Genomic DNA, 16965 nt, shown 5'->3' with positions numbered 1-16965 from the left:
ATGGCACCACGGCGGAGCCTTTGATGCAACTCTCGCGTGATCTGTCGGGCACGGTTCAGACGTTGTCGGAGGGCCGGCGTGAGGCTTCAAGCAAATCGATCATGGCGCGTGCGGCGTTTGAGAGCGTGCGATTTTCATGAAATAGATAGCCCAGTGGCCGCTCGATGGGCGGATGATCGACCCTGAGAACGTGAACGCTTTCATCGAGCAGGGTTTCTGGCAGCACGCTCCAGCCGAGCCCGATGCTGACCATCATCTTGAGCGTTTCCATGTGGTTGGTGGACATGGCGACGCTGACCTCACATCCGGCGCGATGAAAAACATTTGTGACCATGGCACGGGTAAAGGTCTGCTCGCCGGGCAGGACGGCGTCAACCCGGCTCAGGGCATCAAGGGTGAGCGCGGACTGGCGCACCAGCGGGTGATCCGGGGCACAGACGAAGTGAAGCCTGTCGAGCCATAGGGGGGTGGCCATCAAGGGCTTGGCGGTCTGCGGGGCAAGGGTTGCCAGTGCCAGTTCAAGTGAGCCGTCCAGAACCCCCTGATAGGCCTGCTCGGAGTCGAGAAAGCGCATGTCCAGTCGCACATCAGGCCAGCGCTGGGTATATCGCCGCAGAATTGAAGGCAGGCGATGCAGGCCGATGTGGTGACTGGTGGCAAGACTCAGTCTGCCGCGCACGTGCCCGCTCAGGCTGGTCAGTGCGCGCTGGGTATCCTCGAACAGCCCTAGAATTTCACGCGCACGGGGCAGCAGCAGGTGGCCTGCCTCGGTCAGGGCAATGCGTCGGCCAATGCGATCAAATAGACGCGCATCCGTTTGGGACTCGAGTGTGGCAATGCGTTTGCTCACTGCTGACTGGGTCAGGTAGATCTGCTCGGCGGCCAGCGAAAACGAGCCGCATTCGGCCACGGCCACAAAGGCACGCAGGCTTTCGGTTTCCATCGATTCCTCTCAGGAATGCATGCCATGAATAGGATGAATTGCTTTCATGGTATATCGCGGCGTAGTGTAGACGCCAGACAGGTGTCAATGGGCCACATCACAAGAGCCTCAAACATCACGGACCGTGAACGCGCCTCTGGCGCAAGGAGAGACGACATGGCAGGACAGACGCTTTATGACAAGCTCTGGGCATCGCATCTGGTATCCAGCCGCGATGACGGCACTTCACTGATCTATATCGATCGTCATCTGCTCCATGAGGTGACCTCGCCACAGGCCTTTGAAGGGCTGCGCTTGGCCAATCGTCGTCCCTGGCGCATCGATGCCAACATCGCCACGGCTGACCACAATGTGCCGACCTCTCTTAAAGAACGCAGTGCCGGGATCGAAGGCATCGAGGACAATGTCTCGCGCATTCAGGTCCAGACGCTGGATGACAACACCACAAGCTTTGGCATCGAGACCTTCGGCATCAACGATGTCCGTCAGGGGATCGTGCACATCATTGGCCCGGAGCAGGGTGCGACATTGCCGGGCATGACCGTGGTGTGCGGTGACTCCCATACCGCCACTCACGGCGCCTTCGGCGCACTGGCGCATGGCATCGGTACTTCCGAAGTCGAGCACGTGCTGGCCACGCAGTGTCTGATCCAGCGCAAGATGAAGAACATGCAGGTGCGTGTTGAAGGTCAGCTTGGGCCTCATGTCACCGCCAAGGACATCGTGCTGGCCATTATCGGCGAGATCGGCACGGCAGGAGGCACCGGCTGTGCCATCGAATTTGCCGGCAGCGCCATCCGTGATCTCTCCATGGAAGGCCGCATGACGATCTGCAACATGGCCATCGAGGCGGGGGCTCGCGTCGGGCTGGTGGCGGTCGATGACACCACCATCAATTACGTCAAGGGACGTCCCTTTGCGCCCACGCCCGAGCAGTGGGACGCCGCCGTCGAGAGCTGGCGTTCGCTGGTCTCCGACGATGACGCCGTTTTCGACAAGGTCGTTACGCTGGACGCTGCCGCCATCGAGCCGCAGGTCAGCTGGGGGACCAGCCCTGAAATGGTCGTGGGCATTCATGACTGCGTGCCTGACCCGGCGCAGGCCACGGATGAGACCACGCGTCGCGGCATTACTCGTGCGCTGGAATACATGGGGCTGCACGCCGGGCAGAAGATCACCGACATTCAGCTTGATCGCGTGTTCATCGGTTCGTGCACCAATGCCCGTATAGAGGATCTGCGCGCGGCCGCCGCCGTGGTCAAGGGGCGCCAAGTGGCCGGCACGCTCAAGCAGGCCATGGTGGTTCCGGGCTCCGGTCTGGTGAAGCGTCAGGCCGAGCAGGAGGGGCTGGATCAGGTATTCATTGACGCCGGATTTGAATGGCGGGAGGCGGGCTGTTCCATGTGTTTGGCCATGAACGCCGACAAGCTGGGAGCAGGCGAGCACTGCGCCTCGACCTCGAACCGTAATTTCGAAGGACGTCAGGGCTATGGCGGACGGACGCATCTGGTCAGCCCGGCGATGGCGGCCGCTGCGGCCGTGGCCGGTCACTTCGTCGATGTTCGCGAGTTTGTCGACACCCCTGCGCCTGCCAGGCGCGCTGCCGGGCTTTAAGCGCTCGTCCACGCCATTTTCAAGGAAAACACCATGAAAGCCTTTATCCGTCAAAAGGGTCTGGTTGCGCCGCTGGATCGTGCCAATGTCGATACCGACCTGATCATTCCCAAGCAGTTTCTCAAGTCGATCAAGCGCACCGGCTTTGGCCCCAATCTTTTTGATGAGCTGCGCTATCTCGACGAGGGCTACCCGGGACAGGACTGCTCGAACCGGCCAGTCAATCCGGATTTCGTGCTTAATCAGCCGCGTTATGAAGGTGCCAGCGTTTTGCTGGCACGAAAGAACTTTGGTTGCGGCAGCTCCCGTGAACACGCCCCCTGGGCGCTGGAAGACTTCGGCTTTCGCGTCATCATCGCGCCGAGCTTTGCCGATATCTTCTTCAACAATGCTTTCAAGAACGGCCTGTTGCTGATCCAGCTGGATGAAGCCACGGTGGATCGACTGTTCAAGGCCGTTGAGCAGAACCCGGGCTATCGTCTGGATGTCGATCTGATCGAGCAGAAGATCATGACGCCGGAGGGTGAGGCCATCGAGTTCGACGTCGATCCGTTTCGCAAGTACTGCCTCGAAAACGGCCTTGATGATATCGGCCTGACGCTGACCGATAACAGCGAGGCCATCCGCGCGTTTGAAACTCATCATCGCGCGGCTCAGCCGTGGCTGTTTCGTGATGCATGAGACGCGCTCGAAGGATCACAGCGCCGTCGTCGAGCGCCAGTTCGGCGAGCAGGCCGCTGCCTATCTGAGCAGTCACGTTCACGCCGAGGGGCAGGAGTTTGCCCAGCTGCGTGAGTATCTCAGAGACATGGGCCATGCGCGCGTGCTCGATCTTGGCTGTGGCGCCGGTCATGTGAGCTTCAGGGTGTCCGATCTGGTTGACGAGGTGGTCGCCTATGACCTGTCGCCACGGATGCTTGAAGTGGTGGCCGGTGCGGCTTCAGAGCGGGGGCTGAACAACATCCGTACGGTACAGGGCGTTGCCGAATCGCTGCCCTTTGCCGATGGCAGCTTTGATATGGTGTGCAGTCGCTTCTCTGCCCATCACTGGCGCGATGTCGGGCTGGCGCTGCGTGAAGCCAGGCGTGTCCTGAAGCCTGGTGGCGTGGCGGCGTTTATTGATGTGACCGCCTCGGAGCAGCCGCTTTTCGATAGTTTTCTGCAAACGATCGAAATGCTGCGCGACACCAGCCATGTTCGTGATTACACCCCGAGCGAATGGGCGCAAATGGTCGGCGAGGCCGGGCTTGTCGTGACATCCAGCACGCGTCAGCGTCTAAAACTGGATTTCGAGACATGGATTGCGCGCATGCGCACACCTGATGTGATGCGCGATGCAATTTTGCACCTTCAGGGACAGGTCGGTCAGGAAGTGCGTGATGCTTTCGAGATCACCGATGATGGATCGTTCACTACCGATATGCTGGTGCTTTGGGCGATCAGAGCGCCATTTTAAGGAAAACGCATGAGCAAGAAGATTCTGGTACTGCCGGGCGATGGTATCGGCCCCGAAATTACCCGTCAGGCGCGCCGCGTGCTCGAAGCCTGTCGTGAGGCCGGTCTTGATATCGACATCGAGGAGGCCCCGGTCGGTGGTGCCGAGATCGATCGTTCCGGCGTGCCGCTGGCGGCCGAGACGCTTGAGAAGGCAAAGGCGTCGGATGCCATTTTGCTGGGCGCCGTGGGCGGACCGAAGTGGGACACCATGCCCGATATTGCCAACCGTCCGGAAAAGGGACTGCTGGCCCTTCGCAAGGAGCTGAACCTTTTTGGCAATCTGCGTCCGGCGCTTTTGTATCCGCAGCTGGTCGAGGCCTCGAGTCTCAAGCCGGAAGTGGTCTCAGGCCTTGATATCATGATTGTGCGCGAGCTGACCGGTGGCATTTACTTCGGTCAGCCACGCGGTCGCGAGACCCGTGAAGACGGCACGCGCTACGGCTACAACACCTATATCTATGACGAGCACGAGATTCGTCGTATCGGCCGGGTGGCGTTTGAAATGGCGCAAAAGCGCAACAAGAAGCTCTGCAGCGTCGACAAGGCCAATGTGCTGGAAGTGACCATCCTGTGGCGCGATATCATGAACGAGCTGGCGCCCGAATATCCGGATGTCGAGCTGTCGCACATGTACGTGGACAACGCCGCCATGCAGCTGGTGCGTGCGCCCAAGCAGTTCGATGTCATCGTCACCGGCAACATGTTTGGCGATATTCTCTCCGATGCTGCTGCCATGCTGACCGGCTCGATCGGCATGCTGCCGTCGGCCTCGCTCAATGAGAGCGGTCAGGGCATGTTCGAGCCCTGCCACGGCAGCGCGCCGGACATCGCCGGCCAGGGCCTGGCCAACCCGCTGGCGACCATTTTGTCGGTGGCCATGATGCTGCGCTATTCACTGGACGCCCCGGCGCTGGCCGATCGTATCGAGCGGGCCGTGGGGGCTGTGCTGGATCAGAACCTGCGTACGGCAGACATCGCCTATGACGGCACGCGTCAGGTCACGACCGAAGAGATGGGAGACGCTGTGGTGGCGGCGTTTGAGGCCAGCATCTGAGCCGGGTTGTGTAGGCAGGTAACCGGGTGCCTTTAAAACATGCAGGGCACCTCTTGACGGCAGCGAACGTAACGGTTCGCTGCCGTTTTGTCTTGCCGTCCTGTCGGGCCTCTTCACACGATGGGTAATGCGGCTGGTCATGCGCGGCGCGGGTGGTAGACTGAAAACCGGTAGGCACGTGGATAACGGAGGGGGCATGTCAGGGAAGAGGGAAAGACAGCGCTGGTTGATTCGTCAGGCCAGCATGGCAGATGCCGAGGCCGTCTGTCATATGTTCAATCATGACGACGTTTTTCCCAACACGCTGCAGCTGCCGTTCAGCTCGCTATCCGATTGGCAGCAGCGCCTTGAACGCATGGATCACGGTCACCACATGCTCGCCGCCTGCCATCCCGAAACGCCTGAGGCGCTGCTGGGACTGATCGGACTGCATCCGGTTGCCGCCTCGGCGCGCGTGGCGCATGTTCGAACGATCGGGCTTGCCGTGCATCCCGACTACGCCGGTCAGGGGATCGGCAGTCAGCTTTTAAGAGCGGCCATTGATCTGGCAGACAACTGGTTGAATGTGACCCGGTTGAGCCTTGGAGTCTATAGCCACAACCATCGGGCGATCGATCTTTACGAGCGACACGGCTTCGTTAGAGAGGGCCTGAGTCGCGGTATATCCTTTGGCCATGGCCGCTATCTGGACAGTCTGGAAATGGCACGCCTGCACCCACGCCTTGAGCAGGCGATCGAGGCGCAGCGCGAGTCGAACGAAACAGGTATCCATCACTTATCACAACAGGGGAACACAAGATGTTGAGAACCGGATTTGTTGGCTGGCGCGGTATGGTGGGTTCCGTACTGCTGCAGCGCATGCTCGAAGAGGACGGCTTCAAGCATATCGAGCCCATCTTTTTCACCACGTCTCAGGCGGGCAAGCCCGGCCCGGACGTTGGCGTGGAAGTGCCGCCGCTCAAGGATGCCTTTGATATCCAGGCGCTGGCCGAGCTGGATGTCATCGTGACCTGCCAGGGCGGCGATTACACCGGCGAGGTGTATTCAAGGCTTCGTGAGTCCGGCTGGAAGGGCTACTGGATCGATGCTGCCAGCACCCTGCGCATGGCTGATGATACGGTGATCGTACTGGATCCGGTCAATCGCAAGGTGATTGATCAGCGCCTGGATGAGGGGTTCAAGACGTTTGCCGGCGGCAACTGCACGGTCAGCCTGATGCTGATGGGGCTGGGTGGCCTGTATGAGGCCGGGCTCATCGAGTGGATGACCTCCATGAGCTATCAGGCAGCCTCCGGTGCCGGAGCGCAGAACATGCGTGAGCTGCTCAACCAGATGTCGATGGTAGGCAATGCGGCTCGCGCCGAGCTGGATGATCCCGCCTCGGCCATTCTGGACATCGATCGCAAGGTCATTGAGACCATGCGTGGTAGTGACTTCCCCATCGATCAGTTTGGTGCACCGCTGGGCGGCAGTCTTCTGCCGTGGATCGACAAGAAACTGGACAACGGTCAGAGCAAGGAAGAGTGGAAGGGTGGCGTCGAGAGCAACAAGATTCTCGGCATGGCGCCCAATACCGTGCCGGTCGACGGTCTGTGCGTTCGCGTCGGTTCGATGCGCTCTCACGCTCAGGCCTTCACGATCAAGTTGACGCGCGATGTGCCGATAGACGAGATCGAGGATCGAATTGCACGTCATAACGACTGGGTCAGTGTGGTACCCAACGACAAGGATGCGACACTGGCGCGTCTGACGCCGGCAGCCGTCACCGGAACGCTTGATGTACCGGTGGGCCGTCTACGCAAGATGGCCATGGGCGGTGAGTATCTCTCGGCCTTTACGGTCGGCGATCAGCTGCTGTGGGGCGCGGCCGAGCCACTGCGCCGCATGCTGGCGCTTCTGGTCGAGCGTCACTGACGCACCATCATCGTTATGCACCATGGGGCGCCTCATCGAGGCGCCCTTTTTCATTGATGGCTCTGGAAAGAGTGACGGGAGAACATGATGGCCGAACGACCCTGTCGTTTGCGTTCAAGAGGCTACCTGCTGGGCATGTTATTGATGTCATGGACCATGGCCTCTCATGCCGTGGGCATTGCCGCGCCTCAAGTCATGTCCGGGTTCAACGAACCCCTGAGAGCACGCGTGGCGCTGCTGGATACCGGAACGCTGCGGGCCGATGATATTCGCGTCACGCTTGCAGACAGTGCGCGCTGGCAGGCCATGAATGTCACCCGAACGGCCGATACGGATACTCTGCGCCTGGCCGTCGACGGGACGCCGGGTCACCTGTACCTGGACCTGCGGGGCAGTCGCGCACTCGATACCCCCTGGCTGGATGTGGTGCTCACGCTTCGCTGGCCAGAGGGGGAGTTAACACCTCAACTGACATTACTGCCCACTGCGGAAGCCTCTGGCGCCGGTGAGGTGCCGACTGCCGGGAAACCCGCCTATGGGCCGGTAGCGCGTACTCGAGTGCCGGCATCAAGTAATCTACGGCGCGATCCGGAGGCGGATCGGCAGGCGACGTCTTCGGAGTCATCTGCGCGGGACGATCAGCGTCTTTCGGCTCTGGAGGAAAAAATTGATCGTCTTGAGCAGCAACTGCGCGCAAGCCTTGACGCTCAGACGGCACTGGCAACGGATCTGGCATCGCTCAGGGCATTGTCCCTCAATGCAGCTCCTGTCAACGATAGGCCCGATGATACCGCTGAGCTGGCGGCGCTGACGCAGCGACAGCAGGCGCTGGAAAGCCGTCTGGATCAGCTTGATCAGCAGGTGCTGGCGGCCGATACCGTTGCCTCGCAAGTGCCTCGGGCCGAAACCGTGCCATCAGCGGTGTCGTCTCAAACGGCAGCCCACATGCTCGATAACGGCGCCGGCCGCCACACCAGCTTTGTCTGGACCTGGGTACTCGCGGCGGTCCTTTTAATACTGGCAGGGGCATGGGCCGGGGTACGTCGCTGGCGGCAGCGCCGTTACCGGCTGGTCAGCGCTCAGGAGCTTTCTTCCACACCAGGGGCTACGGCGCCTTTTGAAGGCACGGCCGCTGCTGATGGGGGGGAGGACGATGCTCCAGAGAGAAGTGATCTCCACGAATATGATGAGGCATGGTCGGCGCATCGCGCGCAGGTCGAAGCCATCTGCGCAGAAGCCGAGGTATTTCAACGCCATGGACGACGTGAGCATGCCATCACCATGCTCAGGGAGGGACTTGCGCAGTATCCCGGGGATGCTCAATTGATACAGGCGCTGGCCGCACTGGAGGCAATGTCCGAGCGCCAGGATGCCTGCGATAGCGCAGACGATGACCAGGCCCGTCAGGGGGCATCGATGCCCTCGTCTGATCCTTCGCCGACGCTTGCTCCGGCGTGGACCTTATCGTCCTTTCCGGATCGCGATGCGCCTTCTGATGCTATCGAATGGGACATGTCCGATCCCCGGTCAGGTAACCGCGTGAATCTGCCTGCCACCCCTGGTGCTGTCTTTCCTCAGGGGTGGGCGCTGGAAGAGGTGGCATTTGAGGGTGGCGATACGGATAATGAGCGCCCCGATGCAGATTCTCCCCACCGTCATCGTTGACGAGCCGGGGCGATATCGATCCTTCAATCCCTTATATGAGGGTGCCCGGCCGGGAGACATGCGATGTCATGGCCGGGTACCCCTGCATTACCGAGTCACATGTCCCTTTTTACACGAATGGATGAAAACGAGCGCGTCAGCGGTCGAATCGCGCTGGGCCTTGAGTATCGTGGCACGGCCTATCAGGGCTGGCAGCGCCTGAGTCATGGTCCATCTCTTCAGGCCTCCCTCGAAACGGCACTTTCCCGCATCGCACAATCGCCCATCGAGGTCATGTGCAGTGGCCGTACCGACAGCGGCGTCCATGCGACCCGTCAGATCGTGCATTTCGATACAGACAGTGCGCGCGCGTTAAAGGCCTGGGTCATGGGAACGAACGTACATTTGCCGCGTGACATGTCGGTGCGCTGGGCACGTGTCATGCCGCATGATTTTCATGCTCGTTTTTCAAGCCTTGCCCGCCGCTATCGCTATGTGATTCTCAATCAGCCGGTGCCCCCAGCGCTTGATGCCGAGCACATGACCTGGCATCGCACGCCACTGGATGAGCGGCGCATGCATGAAGCGGCGCAGGTACTGGTCGGCGAGCACGATTTTTCCGGTTATCGTGCTGCTGGCTGTCAGTCCAGTACGCCCTGGCGCCATGTTCATTTTGTCGAGGTCACACGGGTCGGGCCGCTGGTCGTTATCGACATCCAGGCCAACGCCTTTTTACATCACATGGTACGTAACATTGCCGGTGTGTTGCTGACCGTTGGTGACGGGCGTCGCGAAGTGTCGCGCACGCGTGAGATTCTGGAAGGCCGGGATCGGACGCTTTCCGAGGCCACGGCTCCGGCGCAGGGCCTGCATTTCGTGGACGTGTACTATGATTCACGTTTCAATTTACCGGTCGAGCCGCTGGGGCCTGCAGAGCTTTACTTCAGCGGTGAATGGACCGGTGAGCGTACGCTGCCTGTCTCGAACTATCAGCGTCCGGTCTATCGTGGTGAACCGGCAGGACATCTGTAAATGCGAACCCGAATCAAGATTTGTGGACTGACCCGCGAGGCGGATATTGATGCCGCTGTCAAAGCCGGGGTCGATGCGTTGGGATTTGTCATGTGGCCCGGCAGCAAGCGGGCGCTGACGCCCGAGCGCCTTGAACAGCTCAGTGCCCGGGTGCCACCGTTTGTGACACGGGTCGGGCTTTTTGTCGATCAGGCCCCTGATTTGATCGCCGAATGTGCCCCCTGGCTCGACATGCTGCAGTTTCATGGTGAGGAACCGCCCGAGGCCTGCGAGCTTTATGGCATGAGCTGGCTCAAGGCGCTTCGCATGCGCGATGATATCGATCTTCATGAGCAGGCCAGCCGCTACCATCGCGCGCGCGGCCTGCTGCTGGATGCGTACCGCCCGGGCGTTCCCGGGGGTACTGGCGAGGTCTTTGACTGGTCACGTGTTCCGGCAGATCTGGCGCTGCCGGTCATTCTGGCGGGTGGGCTTTCCCCGGAGAACATCGTACAAGCCGTTCATCAGGTTACGCCTTACGGTGTAGACGTCTCTGGAGGGGTGGAAGCCAGCGCCGGAGTGAAGGATCATGATCTGATCCAGGCCTTTATCGGCGGCGTGCAGACAGCAGACGTCACGCCTGCGACACGCTGACGCTTCAAGGCGGTGGAAAAGAATGATGCAGGGTAGAGATGCACGCCGGGCTGGCCCTCACTACCGCCGATGATTGATAATGGGGCCATGCGCCACGAGTTTTTTCGGCGCGCCCATTTTAAAAGACTGACCATCAACGATATGGAAGCCCTTTCTCGATGAGCTGGCTCGACAAGATTGTTCCTTCAATGGGGCGTACTGCCCGTACCGATCGTCGCAACAACATCCCCGACGGCCTGTGGCGCAAATGTCCCAATTGTGAGGCTGTCCTTTATCGGCCCGAGCTTGAGCGGCATCACAATGTCTGCCCCAAGTGTGATCACCATCTGCGCCTGAACGCGCGTCGTCGTCTTTCCTGGTTCCTTGACAGTGAGGGACGTGAGGAAGTCGCGGCTCAGCTCGAACCGGTAGATCGACTCAAGTTCCGCGATTCCAAGAAGTACAAGGATCGTCTGGCCGGTGCACAGAAGGCCACTGAAGAAAAGGATGCCCTGATCGTCATGAAGGGAACGCTGGATGGCCTGCCGGTGGTGGCCGTAGCGTTCGAATTCGAATTCATGGGCGGCTCCATGGGCAGCGTCGTGGGCGAGAAATTTGTTCGCGCAGCCACGATTGCCCGTGAAGAGAAGCGTCCGCTGGTCTGCTTTGCTGCCTCTGGTGGTGCGCGCATGCAGGAAGCCCTGTTCTCGCTGATGCAGATGGCCAAGACCTCGGCGGCACTGGAGCGTCTCAGCGGTGCCGGTGTTCCGTATATCTCAGTGCTTACTGACCCGGTCTTTGGCGGCGTATCGGCCTCACTGGCCATGCTGGGCGATCTGAATGTCGCCGAACCCAATGCCCTGATCGGCTTTGCCGGCCCGCGCGTTATCGAGCAGACCGTACGTGAAAAGCTGCCCGAAGGCTTCCAGCGCAGCGAATTCCTGCTGGAGCACGGGACGGTTGACATGATCATCCATCGCAGCGAAATGCGTACGCGTCTGGGACGTATCCTGCGCACGCTGACCGATCGCCCCTCGGAGCCTGCCGTCACCATGCTGGAGGACGTGGAAGGTGATGATGGGACACCGTACAGCGCCGAAAATGCGCGCTGATCATCATGTCTCGCACACTGACACAGTGGCTGGCCCACCTGGAAAAGCTGCACCCGATCGCCATTGACCTGGGGCTTGAGCGTATTCGCGTCGTGGCCGAACGGCTGGGGCTTTTATCCCGTCCCATTGCCCGGCAGGTCGTGACCGTGGCCGGCACCAATGGCAAGGGCTCAACCGTTGCCATGCTGGAAGCCGTGGCGCGTGCTCATGGGCTGAGTACGGCCTGCTACACCTCGCCGCATCTGCTGCGCTATAACGAACGCCTTCTTTTTGACGGTGCCGAGGTTGGCGATGATGCCCTGATCGATGCCTTTGAGCGTATCGATGCCGTCCGCGAGGATACTGGGCTGACCTACTTCGAGATGGGTACGCTGGCAGCACTGGTCATTATCCGTGACCGTGCGCCGGACATGGCCATCCTTGAAGTCGGGCTGGGTGGGCAGCTGGATGCCACCAATATCATTGATGCCGATGTCGGCATCGTGACCAGTGTGGCGTTGGATCATGCCGATTTTCTGGGGACCGATATCGAAAAAATCGGTGCCGAGAAGGCCGGTATCCTGCGCGCCGGCCGGCCGGCGGTGCTGGGCAGTCGACAGATGGTCAAAACCGTCGCGGCGCATGCCAAGGCACTGCCGGTTTCCCGCTGTCTGGTGCTGGGTCAGGATTTTGACTGGCAGCATGCCGAAACAGGTCGCTGGCAGTGGCAGCGACCGAGCGAGGCGGCAGACGCCGGGGGTTGGTCGCTTCCCGACCCCGGACTGCCGCTGGATAACGCTGCCAGTGCACTAACGGCACTCGTCGCGCTTGGTCTATCGCTTGAAGCCGAAAAGCTTGAACAGGCCTTTTCCGGCATTCGACTGTCGGGAAGGATGCAGCGCATCGGGCGCTACTGCCTGGATGTGGCGCACAACCCCCATGCAGCGAACTACGTGGCAAGTCAGCTTGCTCAGCGGCCTGTGGGCCGGCGCGTGGCGCTTTTGGGCATGCTTGGGGACAAGGATGCCGAAGGCGTGATCGATGCCCTCTGGCCGGTTGTCGATGACTGGCTGGCGGTGACACTGTCGGGCGCGCGCGCGCGCCCCGGTGAAGCACTGGCCGAGATTATTCGCGCACGTGGTGGGCAAGTCCTTGCCGTGGTTGACGGCCCTGAAGCGGGCATCGACTGGCTCGAACAACATTCACAACATGATGACGTACTGGTTTGCGGCTCCTTTTTTACCGTGGCAGAAGCTCTGGCTCGGCTCGAAAGGGGCGAGGGAACCGCGTAACAAGGAGAGAGTCGCATGAAATACGGCATGCGTGAGCGCATCAGCGGTATCGTCATTATTGTGGCACTGGCCCTGATCCTGCTGCCCATCCTGTTTGGTGGTTCAAGTGATGATGAAAAGAGCAGCGACGATTCATCGGTGATCATCGAACAGCCCATCGAAATGTCACAGCCCGATGTGGCCGAGCCGCAGTCGCCGCTGTCCAGTGAAAACGATGTCGCGACCAATGACGACATCAGCACTGATAACACTGATGAGCGCTCCGGTCAGGCCAGCCAGAGCAACCAGCTTTTTCCGGACCGTGAGCGCGAGACGTCATCATCGCAGACCCCGGCCCGTAGTGCGTCGTCCTCTTCGAGCTCGCGTGACAGTGCTGCTGCGCGTGGCAATGGCGGCAGCACGAGTGCTGCAACAAGTGCGAGCAGGCCTTCCACAGCCTCCCGGGACAGCAGCGCCGGCAGCACTCAGCGCCAGACACCGGCCCGCAGCGATGACTCCTCGGGAGACCCGATCATGGCGGCTGCCAATCGAAATAGTCATAGCGCCTCACAGCCTTCCGGAAGTGGTGGCTGGGCCGTTCAGGCGGGCAGTTTCGGTCAGCCCGGTAACGCTGACCGACTAATCCAGCAGCTCAAATCGCAGGGCTTTTCTGCCTACCAGCAGCCGCGTGGCGAGCTCAACACGGTCTATGTCGGGCCGTTCAGCTCTACCGAAGAGAGTGAACGCGCGCGCGCCGAGTTGCAGGAAAAGGCCAACATCAAGGGGCTGATTGTTCGCCGCGAAGGTGGTCAGTGAGCTGGACCTGGATCGACTGGGCATTTGTCATCATTCTGGGGTTCTCCGTTCTCTCGGGGTTTGCGCGTGGCTTTATCCGTGAAGGGCTGGGGCTGGCGGCCTGGGTGGCCGCGCTACTTACGGCCCGAGCCCTGGCAGCGCCGGCTGCCGGTCTTTTCGCAGACTATATCGACAGTCAACAAATTCGATTGGTGATCGGCTTTGTGCTGGTGGTATTTGTCGTGCTGCTGGTAGCCAACATGGTCATCAGGTTGTTGCACGCCATGATCGAGTGGGTGGGGATGGGGTTTTTCAATCGTCTCCTGGGGGCCGCCTTTGGTTTTTTGCGCGGCGGTCTTGTCCTTGTCGTGATCGTGGCGGTGGTCGGTTTGACACCGTTGAGTCAGACCACTGACTGGCAACAGTCGACATTTTTACCCTGGGTCGAGCAGGGGCGGGATCTGGCCATTCGCCAGTATCAGCAGCTCGACAGGGATCAGTCCCTCATGGATGAAGCATCGCAGCGCGCTCGTGAACTGCAAGGGCATCTGCCACGGCAGATGTCGCAATGATCAAGCGATCAGTACGGCCGACAACACGTCGGCAATCACCGACAGCGAGGATGTAACGCATGTGCGGTATCGTGGGCCTGATGGCCAATTCGATGGTAAACCAAGCAGTCTATGATGCGCTGACGGTGCAACAGCACCGGGGCCAGGACGCTGCCGGCATGATGACCTGGGATAACGGGCGCTTTTTGCTGCGTAAAAGCAATGGTCTGGTGCGCGACGTCTTTCATACGCGTCACATGAAAAGACTCAAGGGCAATATTGGCATCGGTCATGTGCGCTATCCGACCGCCGGCTCTGCCAGCGAATCGGAGTCCCAGCCCTTTTACGTCAATTCTCCCTACGGCATTGCGCTGGTTCACAACGGCAATCTGACCAATTCCGAACAACTCGTGGCGGAGCTGTTCAACGCCGATCTGCGCCACATCAATACCAGTTCGGATTCAGAGGTGCTGCTCAACGTCTTTGCCCATGAGCTTGGCAAGCAGGGGCACCAGCTGGAAGCCGAAGATATTTTCGATGCCATTCGCCGGGTGCATCGTCGCTGCAAGGGCGGCTATGCGGCGGTATCGATTATTAATGGCAAGGGGCTGGTCGCCTTTCGCGACCCGCACGGCATCCGTCCGGTGGTCTTTGGTCGTCGCGATACGCCGGAAGGCCCGGAGTACATGATTGCGTCCGAGTCGGTGGCACTGGATGTAGCAGGCTTTGAGCTGATCCGTGATCTGGCACCGGGCGAGGCGCTCTACATCGATATGGCGCGCAATCTGCATACGCAGCAGTGCGTTGAAAACGCCCGGCTGACGCCCTGCATTTTTGAATACGTTTATCTGTCTCGTCCGGACTCGATCATCGACGGTGCCAATGTCTATGCCACACGCATGCGCATGGGGCAAAAGCTTGCCGAGAAGATCAAGCGTGAGTGGTCCGAACATGATATTGACGTCGTCATCCCCATTCCCGATACCAGTCGTACGGCTGCGCTGGAACTGGCACTGCATCTGAACGTGGCGTATCGCGAAGGCTTCATGAAGAACCGCTACATCGGGCGGACCTTCATCATGCCAGGGCAGACGCAGCGTCAGAAGTCGGTTCGACAAAAGCTCAATGCCATCGATATCGAGTTTGCCGGCAAGAATGTTCTGCTGGTCGATGATTCCATCGTGCGGGGCACGACCTGCAATGAAATCATTCAGATGGCTCGCGAGGCCGGCGCCAAAAATGTCTATTTCGCGTCTGCTGCGCCTGCCGTACGCTATCCCAATGTCTACGGGATCGACATGCCGGTGGCCATGGAGCTGATTGCCTTTGATCGCACGACCGACGATGTGGCCGAGTTGATCGGCGCCGACCGGCTGGTCTATCAGGACCTTGATGATCTCAAGGAGGCGGTCAGGGAAATCAATCCGGGGATTTCCGAGTTTGATTGCTCGGTCTTTGATGGCTGCTATGTCACGGGGGATATCGATCCGGACTACCTGGCCCGGCTCGAAATCGCGCGTAGCGATGCCGCCAAACAGCAGTCCAGCGGCGGTCATGCGCAGGTAGACCTGCATAATGATGTCGAGGAAGTTGACTGATTCCCGTGCCCGCGGCAGGGTAGGATATCGCTAAAGGGTATTCATTGAATGACCGGGCCATGCGCCCGGTCATTTTGTTCATGATGATGACGGGCCGCGCGGTCCCGGGCATTTTTAAATGACGTCACGGTCTTCGACCATTCAAGGAAGCCATCATGTTTGAAAAAGACGCCCAGGGCGATCATCTGCATCCGGATACACTGGCCATTCGAGCCGGCCATCAGCGTACCCATGAGCAGGAACACAGCGAACCGATCTTTCCTACTTCGAGCTTTGTCTACGAAAGCGCTGCTGAAGCTGCTGCCAAGTTTTCCGGCGAGTCGCCGGGCAATGTCTATTCGCGTTTTACCAACCCCAGTGTCCAGACCTTTGAAGCACGTCTGGCAGCCATGGAAGGGGCTGAGGCCTGTGTGGCCACCTCGTCGGGCATGGCGGCCATCATGTCGACCGTGCTGGGCCTTCTGGAAGCCGGTGACGAGATTGTGGCCTCCAGATCACTGTTTGGCTCGACGGTCAGTCTGTTTGCCAAATACTTTGGCAAGTTTGGTGTGGTCACCCATTTTGTAGAGCTTTCCGACCTGGAAAGCTGGAAGGCGGCCATGACGTCGCGTACGAAGCTTTTATTTGCCGAGACGCCGTCCAACCCGCTGTCGGAGATCGCCGATATCCGCGCGCTGGCTGATATCGCGCATGATCATGGGGCATGGCTTGCGATCGATAACTGCTTTTGTACGCCGGCGCTGTTGCGACCGATCGAGCATGGCGCTGATCTGGTGATCCATTCGGCCACCAAATATCTGGACGGGCAGGGGCGTGCCATCGGTGGGGCAGTGGCCGGTCGTGCCGATCTGGTCCGGGAAGTGCATGGGGTTGTGCGAACCTGTGGTCCCAGCATGAGCCCCTTCAACGCCTGGATATTTACCAAGGGCCTGGAAACCCTGGGGCTTCGTATGCGGGCGCACTGTGACAATGCGCTGGCGCTGGCACAGTGGCTCGAAGCGCATCCGGGCGTAGAGCGGGTCCATTATAGCGGCCTGACCTCGCACCCGCAGCACGCGCTGGCCGCTCGTCAACAAAGCGGTTTTGGGGCCGTGCTGGGCGTGGAAGTGAAGGGCGGTCGTGAAGGGGCCTGGTCCGTGATTGATGCCACGCAACTTCTGTCGATTACCGGCAATCTGGGCGATCTAAAGACCACTATCACGCATCCGGCAACCACTACGCATGGTCGGCTCAGTGATGAACAACGTGACACGGCGGGCATCACGGAAGGGTTGATTCGTATTGCGGTCGGTCTTGAGCATCTCGAGGATATCAAGCGGGATCTCTCGCGAGGACTGGACGCACTATAA

16 protein-coding genes are annotated in these 16965 nt (G+C 60.0%); 15 read left to right on the top strand and 1 reads right to left on the bottom strand.

Going from position 1 to position 16965, the window contains the following annotated elements; all coding sequences use genetic code 11:
• Positions 1-55: 55 nt before the first annotated feature.
• Positions 56-943, bottom strand: a complete 888-nt coding sequence (locus B9H00_RS01685; protein ID WP_086899195.1) for a LysR family transcriptional regulator — start codon at positions 941-943, stop codon at positions 56-58.
• Between the two features lie 156 nt (positions 944-1099).
• Here B9H00_RS01685 and leuC point away from each other — a divergent pair, with 156 nt between their 5' ends.
• The 15 genes from leuC (at position 1100) to B9H00_RS01610 (ending at position 16965) form a co-directional block, all read left to right on the top strand.
• On the top strand, positions 1100-2557 hold the full coding sequence (leuC, locus tag B9H00_RS01680) for a 3-isopropylmalate dehydratase large subunit (protein ID WP_086899194.1): 1458 nt from the start codon (positions 1100-1102) through the stop codon (positions 2555-2557).
• Positions 2558-2590: 33 nt separating this feature from the next.
• Positions 2591-3238: a 3-isopropylmalate dehydratase small subunit gene (leuD, locus tag B9H00_RS01675; protein WP_086899193.1), complete on the top strand. Its 648-nt coding sequence runs from the start codon at positions 2591-2593 to the stop codon at positions 3236-3238.
• Complete coding sequence (locus B9H00_RS01670; RefSeq protein ID WP_086899192.1) at positions 3231-4013, top strand: class I SAM-dependent methyltransferase; 783 nt, start codon at positions 3231-3233, stop codon at positions 4011-4013. The genes leuD and B9H00_RS01670 overlap by 8 nt, the downstream gene beginning before the upstream one ends.
• A 9-nt stretch (positions 4014-4022) precedes the next feature.
• Positions 4023-5108: a 3-isopropylmalate dehydrogenase gene (leuB, locus tag B9H00_RS01665; protein ID WP_086899191.1), complete on the top strand. Its 1086-nt coding sequence runs from the start codon at positions 4023-4025 to the stop codon at positions 5106-5108.
• Positions 5109-5304: 196 nt separating this feature from the next.
• A complete protein-coding gene (locus B9H00_RS01660) occupies positions 5305-5913 on the top strand; it encodes a GNAT family N-acetyltransferase (protein ID WP_157663161.1) in 609 nt (202 codons plus the stop codon).
• Entirely contained in the window at positions 5907-7022 is a 1116-nt protein-coding gene (asd, locus tag B9H00_RS01655; protein ID WP_086899189.1) for an aspartate-semialdehyde dehydrogenase, read from the top strand. The genes B9H00_RS01660 and asd overlap by 7 nt, the downstream gene beginning before the upstream one ends.
• Positions 7023-7106: 84 nt before the next feature.
• Complete coding sequence (locus B9H00_RS01650) at positions 7107-8687, top strand: type IV pilus assembly protein FimV (RefSeq protein WP_147376528.1); 1581 nt, start codon at positions 7107-7109, stop codon at positions 8685-8687.
• A 99-nt stretch (positions 8688-8786) separates the two neighbouring features.
• Positions 8787-9698 (top strand): tRNA pseudouridine(38-40) synthase TruA, encoded by a 912-nt coding sequence (gene truA, locus B9H00_RS01645; RefSeq protein WP_086899187.1) that lies wholly within the window; start codon positions 8787-8789, stop codon positions 9696-9698.
• Positions 9699-10331, top strand: a complete 633-nt coding sequence (locus B9H00_RS01640) for a phosphoribosylanthranilate isomerase (RefSeq protein WP_086899186.1) — start codon at positions 9699-9701, stop codon at positions 10329-10331.
• Positions 10332-10489: 158 nt separating this feature from the next.
• Positions 10490-11422, top strand: coding sequence for an acetyl-CoA carboxylase, carboxyltransferase subunit beta (gene accD / locus B9H00_RS01635; protein ID WP_086899185.1), 933 nt, complete (start codon positions 10490-10492; stop codon positions 11420-11422).
• A gap of 5 nt (positions 11423-11427) precedes the next feature.
• Positions 11428-12693, top strand: coding sequence for a bifunctional tetrahydrofolate synthase/dihydrofolate synthase (gene folC, locus B9H00_RS01630; RefSeq protein ID WP_086899184.1), 1266 nt, complete (start codon positions 11428-11430; stop codon positions 12691-12693).
• Between the two features lie 15 nt (positions 12694-12708).
• Positions 12709-13488, top strand: coding sequence for an SPOR domain-containing protein (locus B9H00_RS01625; RefSeq protein WP_086899183.1), 780 nt, complete (start codon positions 12709-12711; stop codon positions 13486-13488).
• Positions 13485-14039, top strand: a complete 555-nt coding sequence (locus B9H00_RS01620) for a CvpA family protein (protein WP_086899182.1) — start codon at positions 13485-13487, stop codon at positions 14037-14039. Before B9H00_RS01625 ends, B9H00_RS01620 begins: the two co-directional genes overlap by 4 nt.
• A gap of 59 nt (positions 14040-14098) precedes the next feature.
• On the top strand, positions 14099-15616 hold the full coding sequence (gene purF, locus B9H00_RS01615) for an amidophosphoribosyltransferase (protein WP_086899181.1): 1518 nt from the start codon (positions 14099-14101) through the stop codon (positions 15614-15616).
• 155 nt (positions 15617-15771) lie between these two features.
• Positions 15772-16965 carry an O-succinylhomoserine sulfhydrylase gene (locus tag B9H00_RS01610; RefSeq protein ID WP_086899180.1) on the top strand — a complete coding sequence of 398 codons (1194 nt, stop codon included), beginning with the start codon at positions 15772-15774 and terminating at the stop codon, positions 16963-16965.

This window comes from Kushneria marisflavi (assembly GCF_002157205.1).
GTDB classification, from domain to species: domain Bacteria; phylum Pseudomonadota; class Gammaproteobacteria; order Pseudomonadales; family Halomonadaceae; genus Kushneria; species Kushneria marisflavi.
This window is presented reverse-complemented; position numbering and strand designations above follow the sequence as displayed.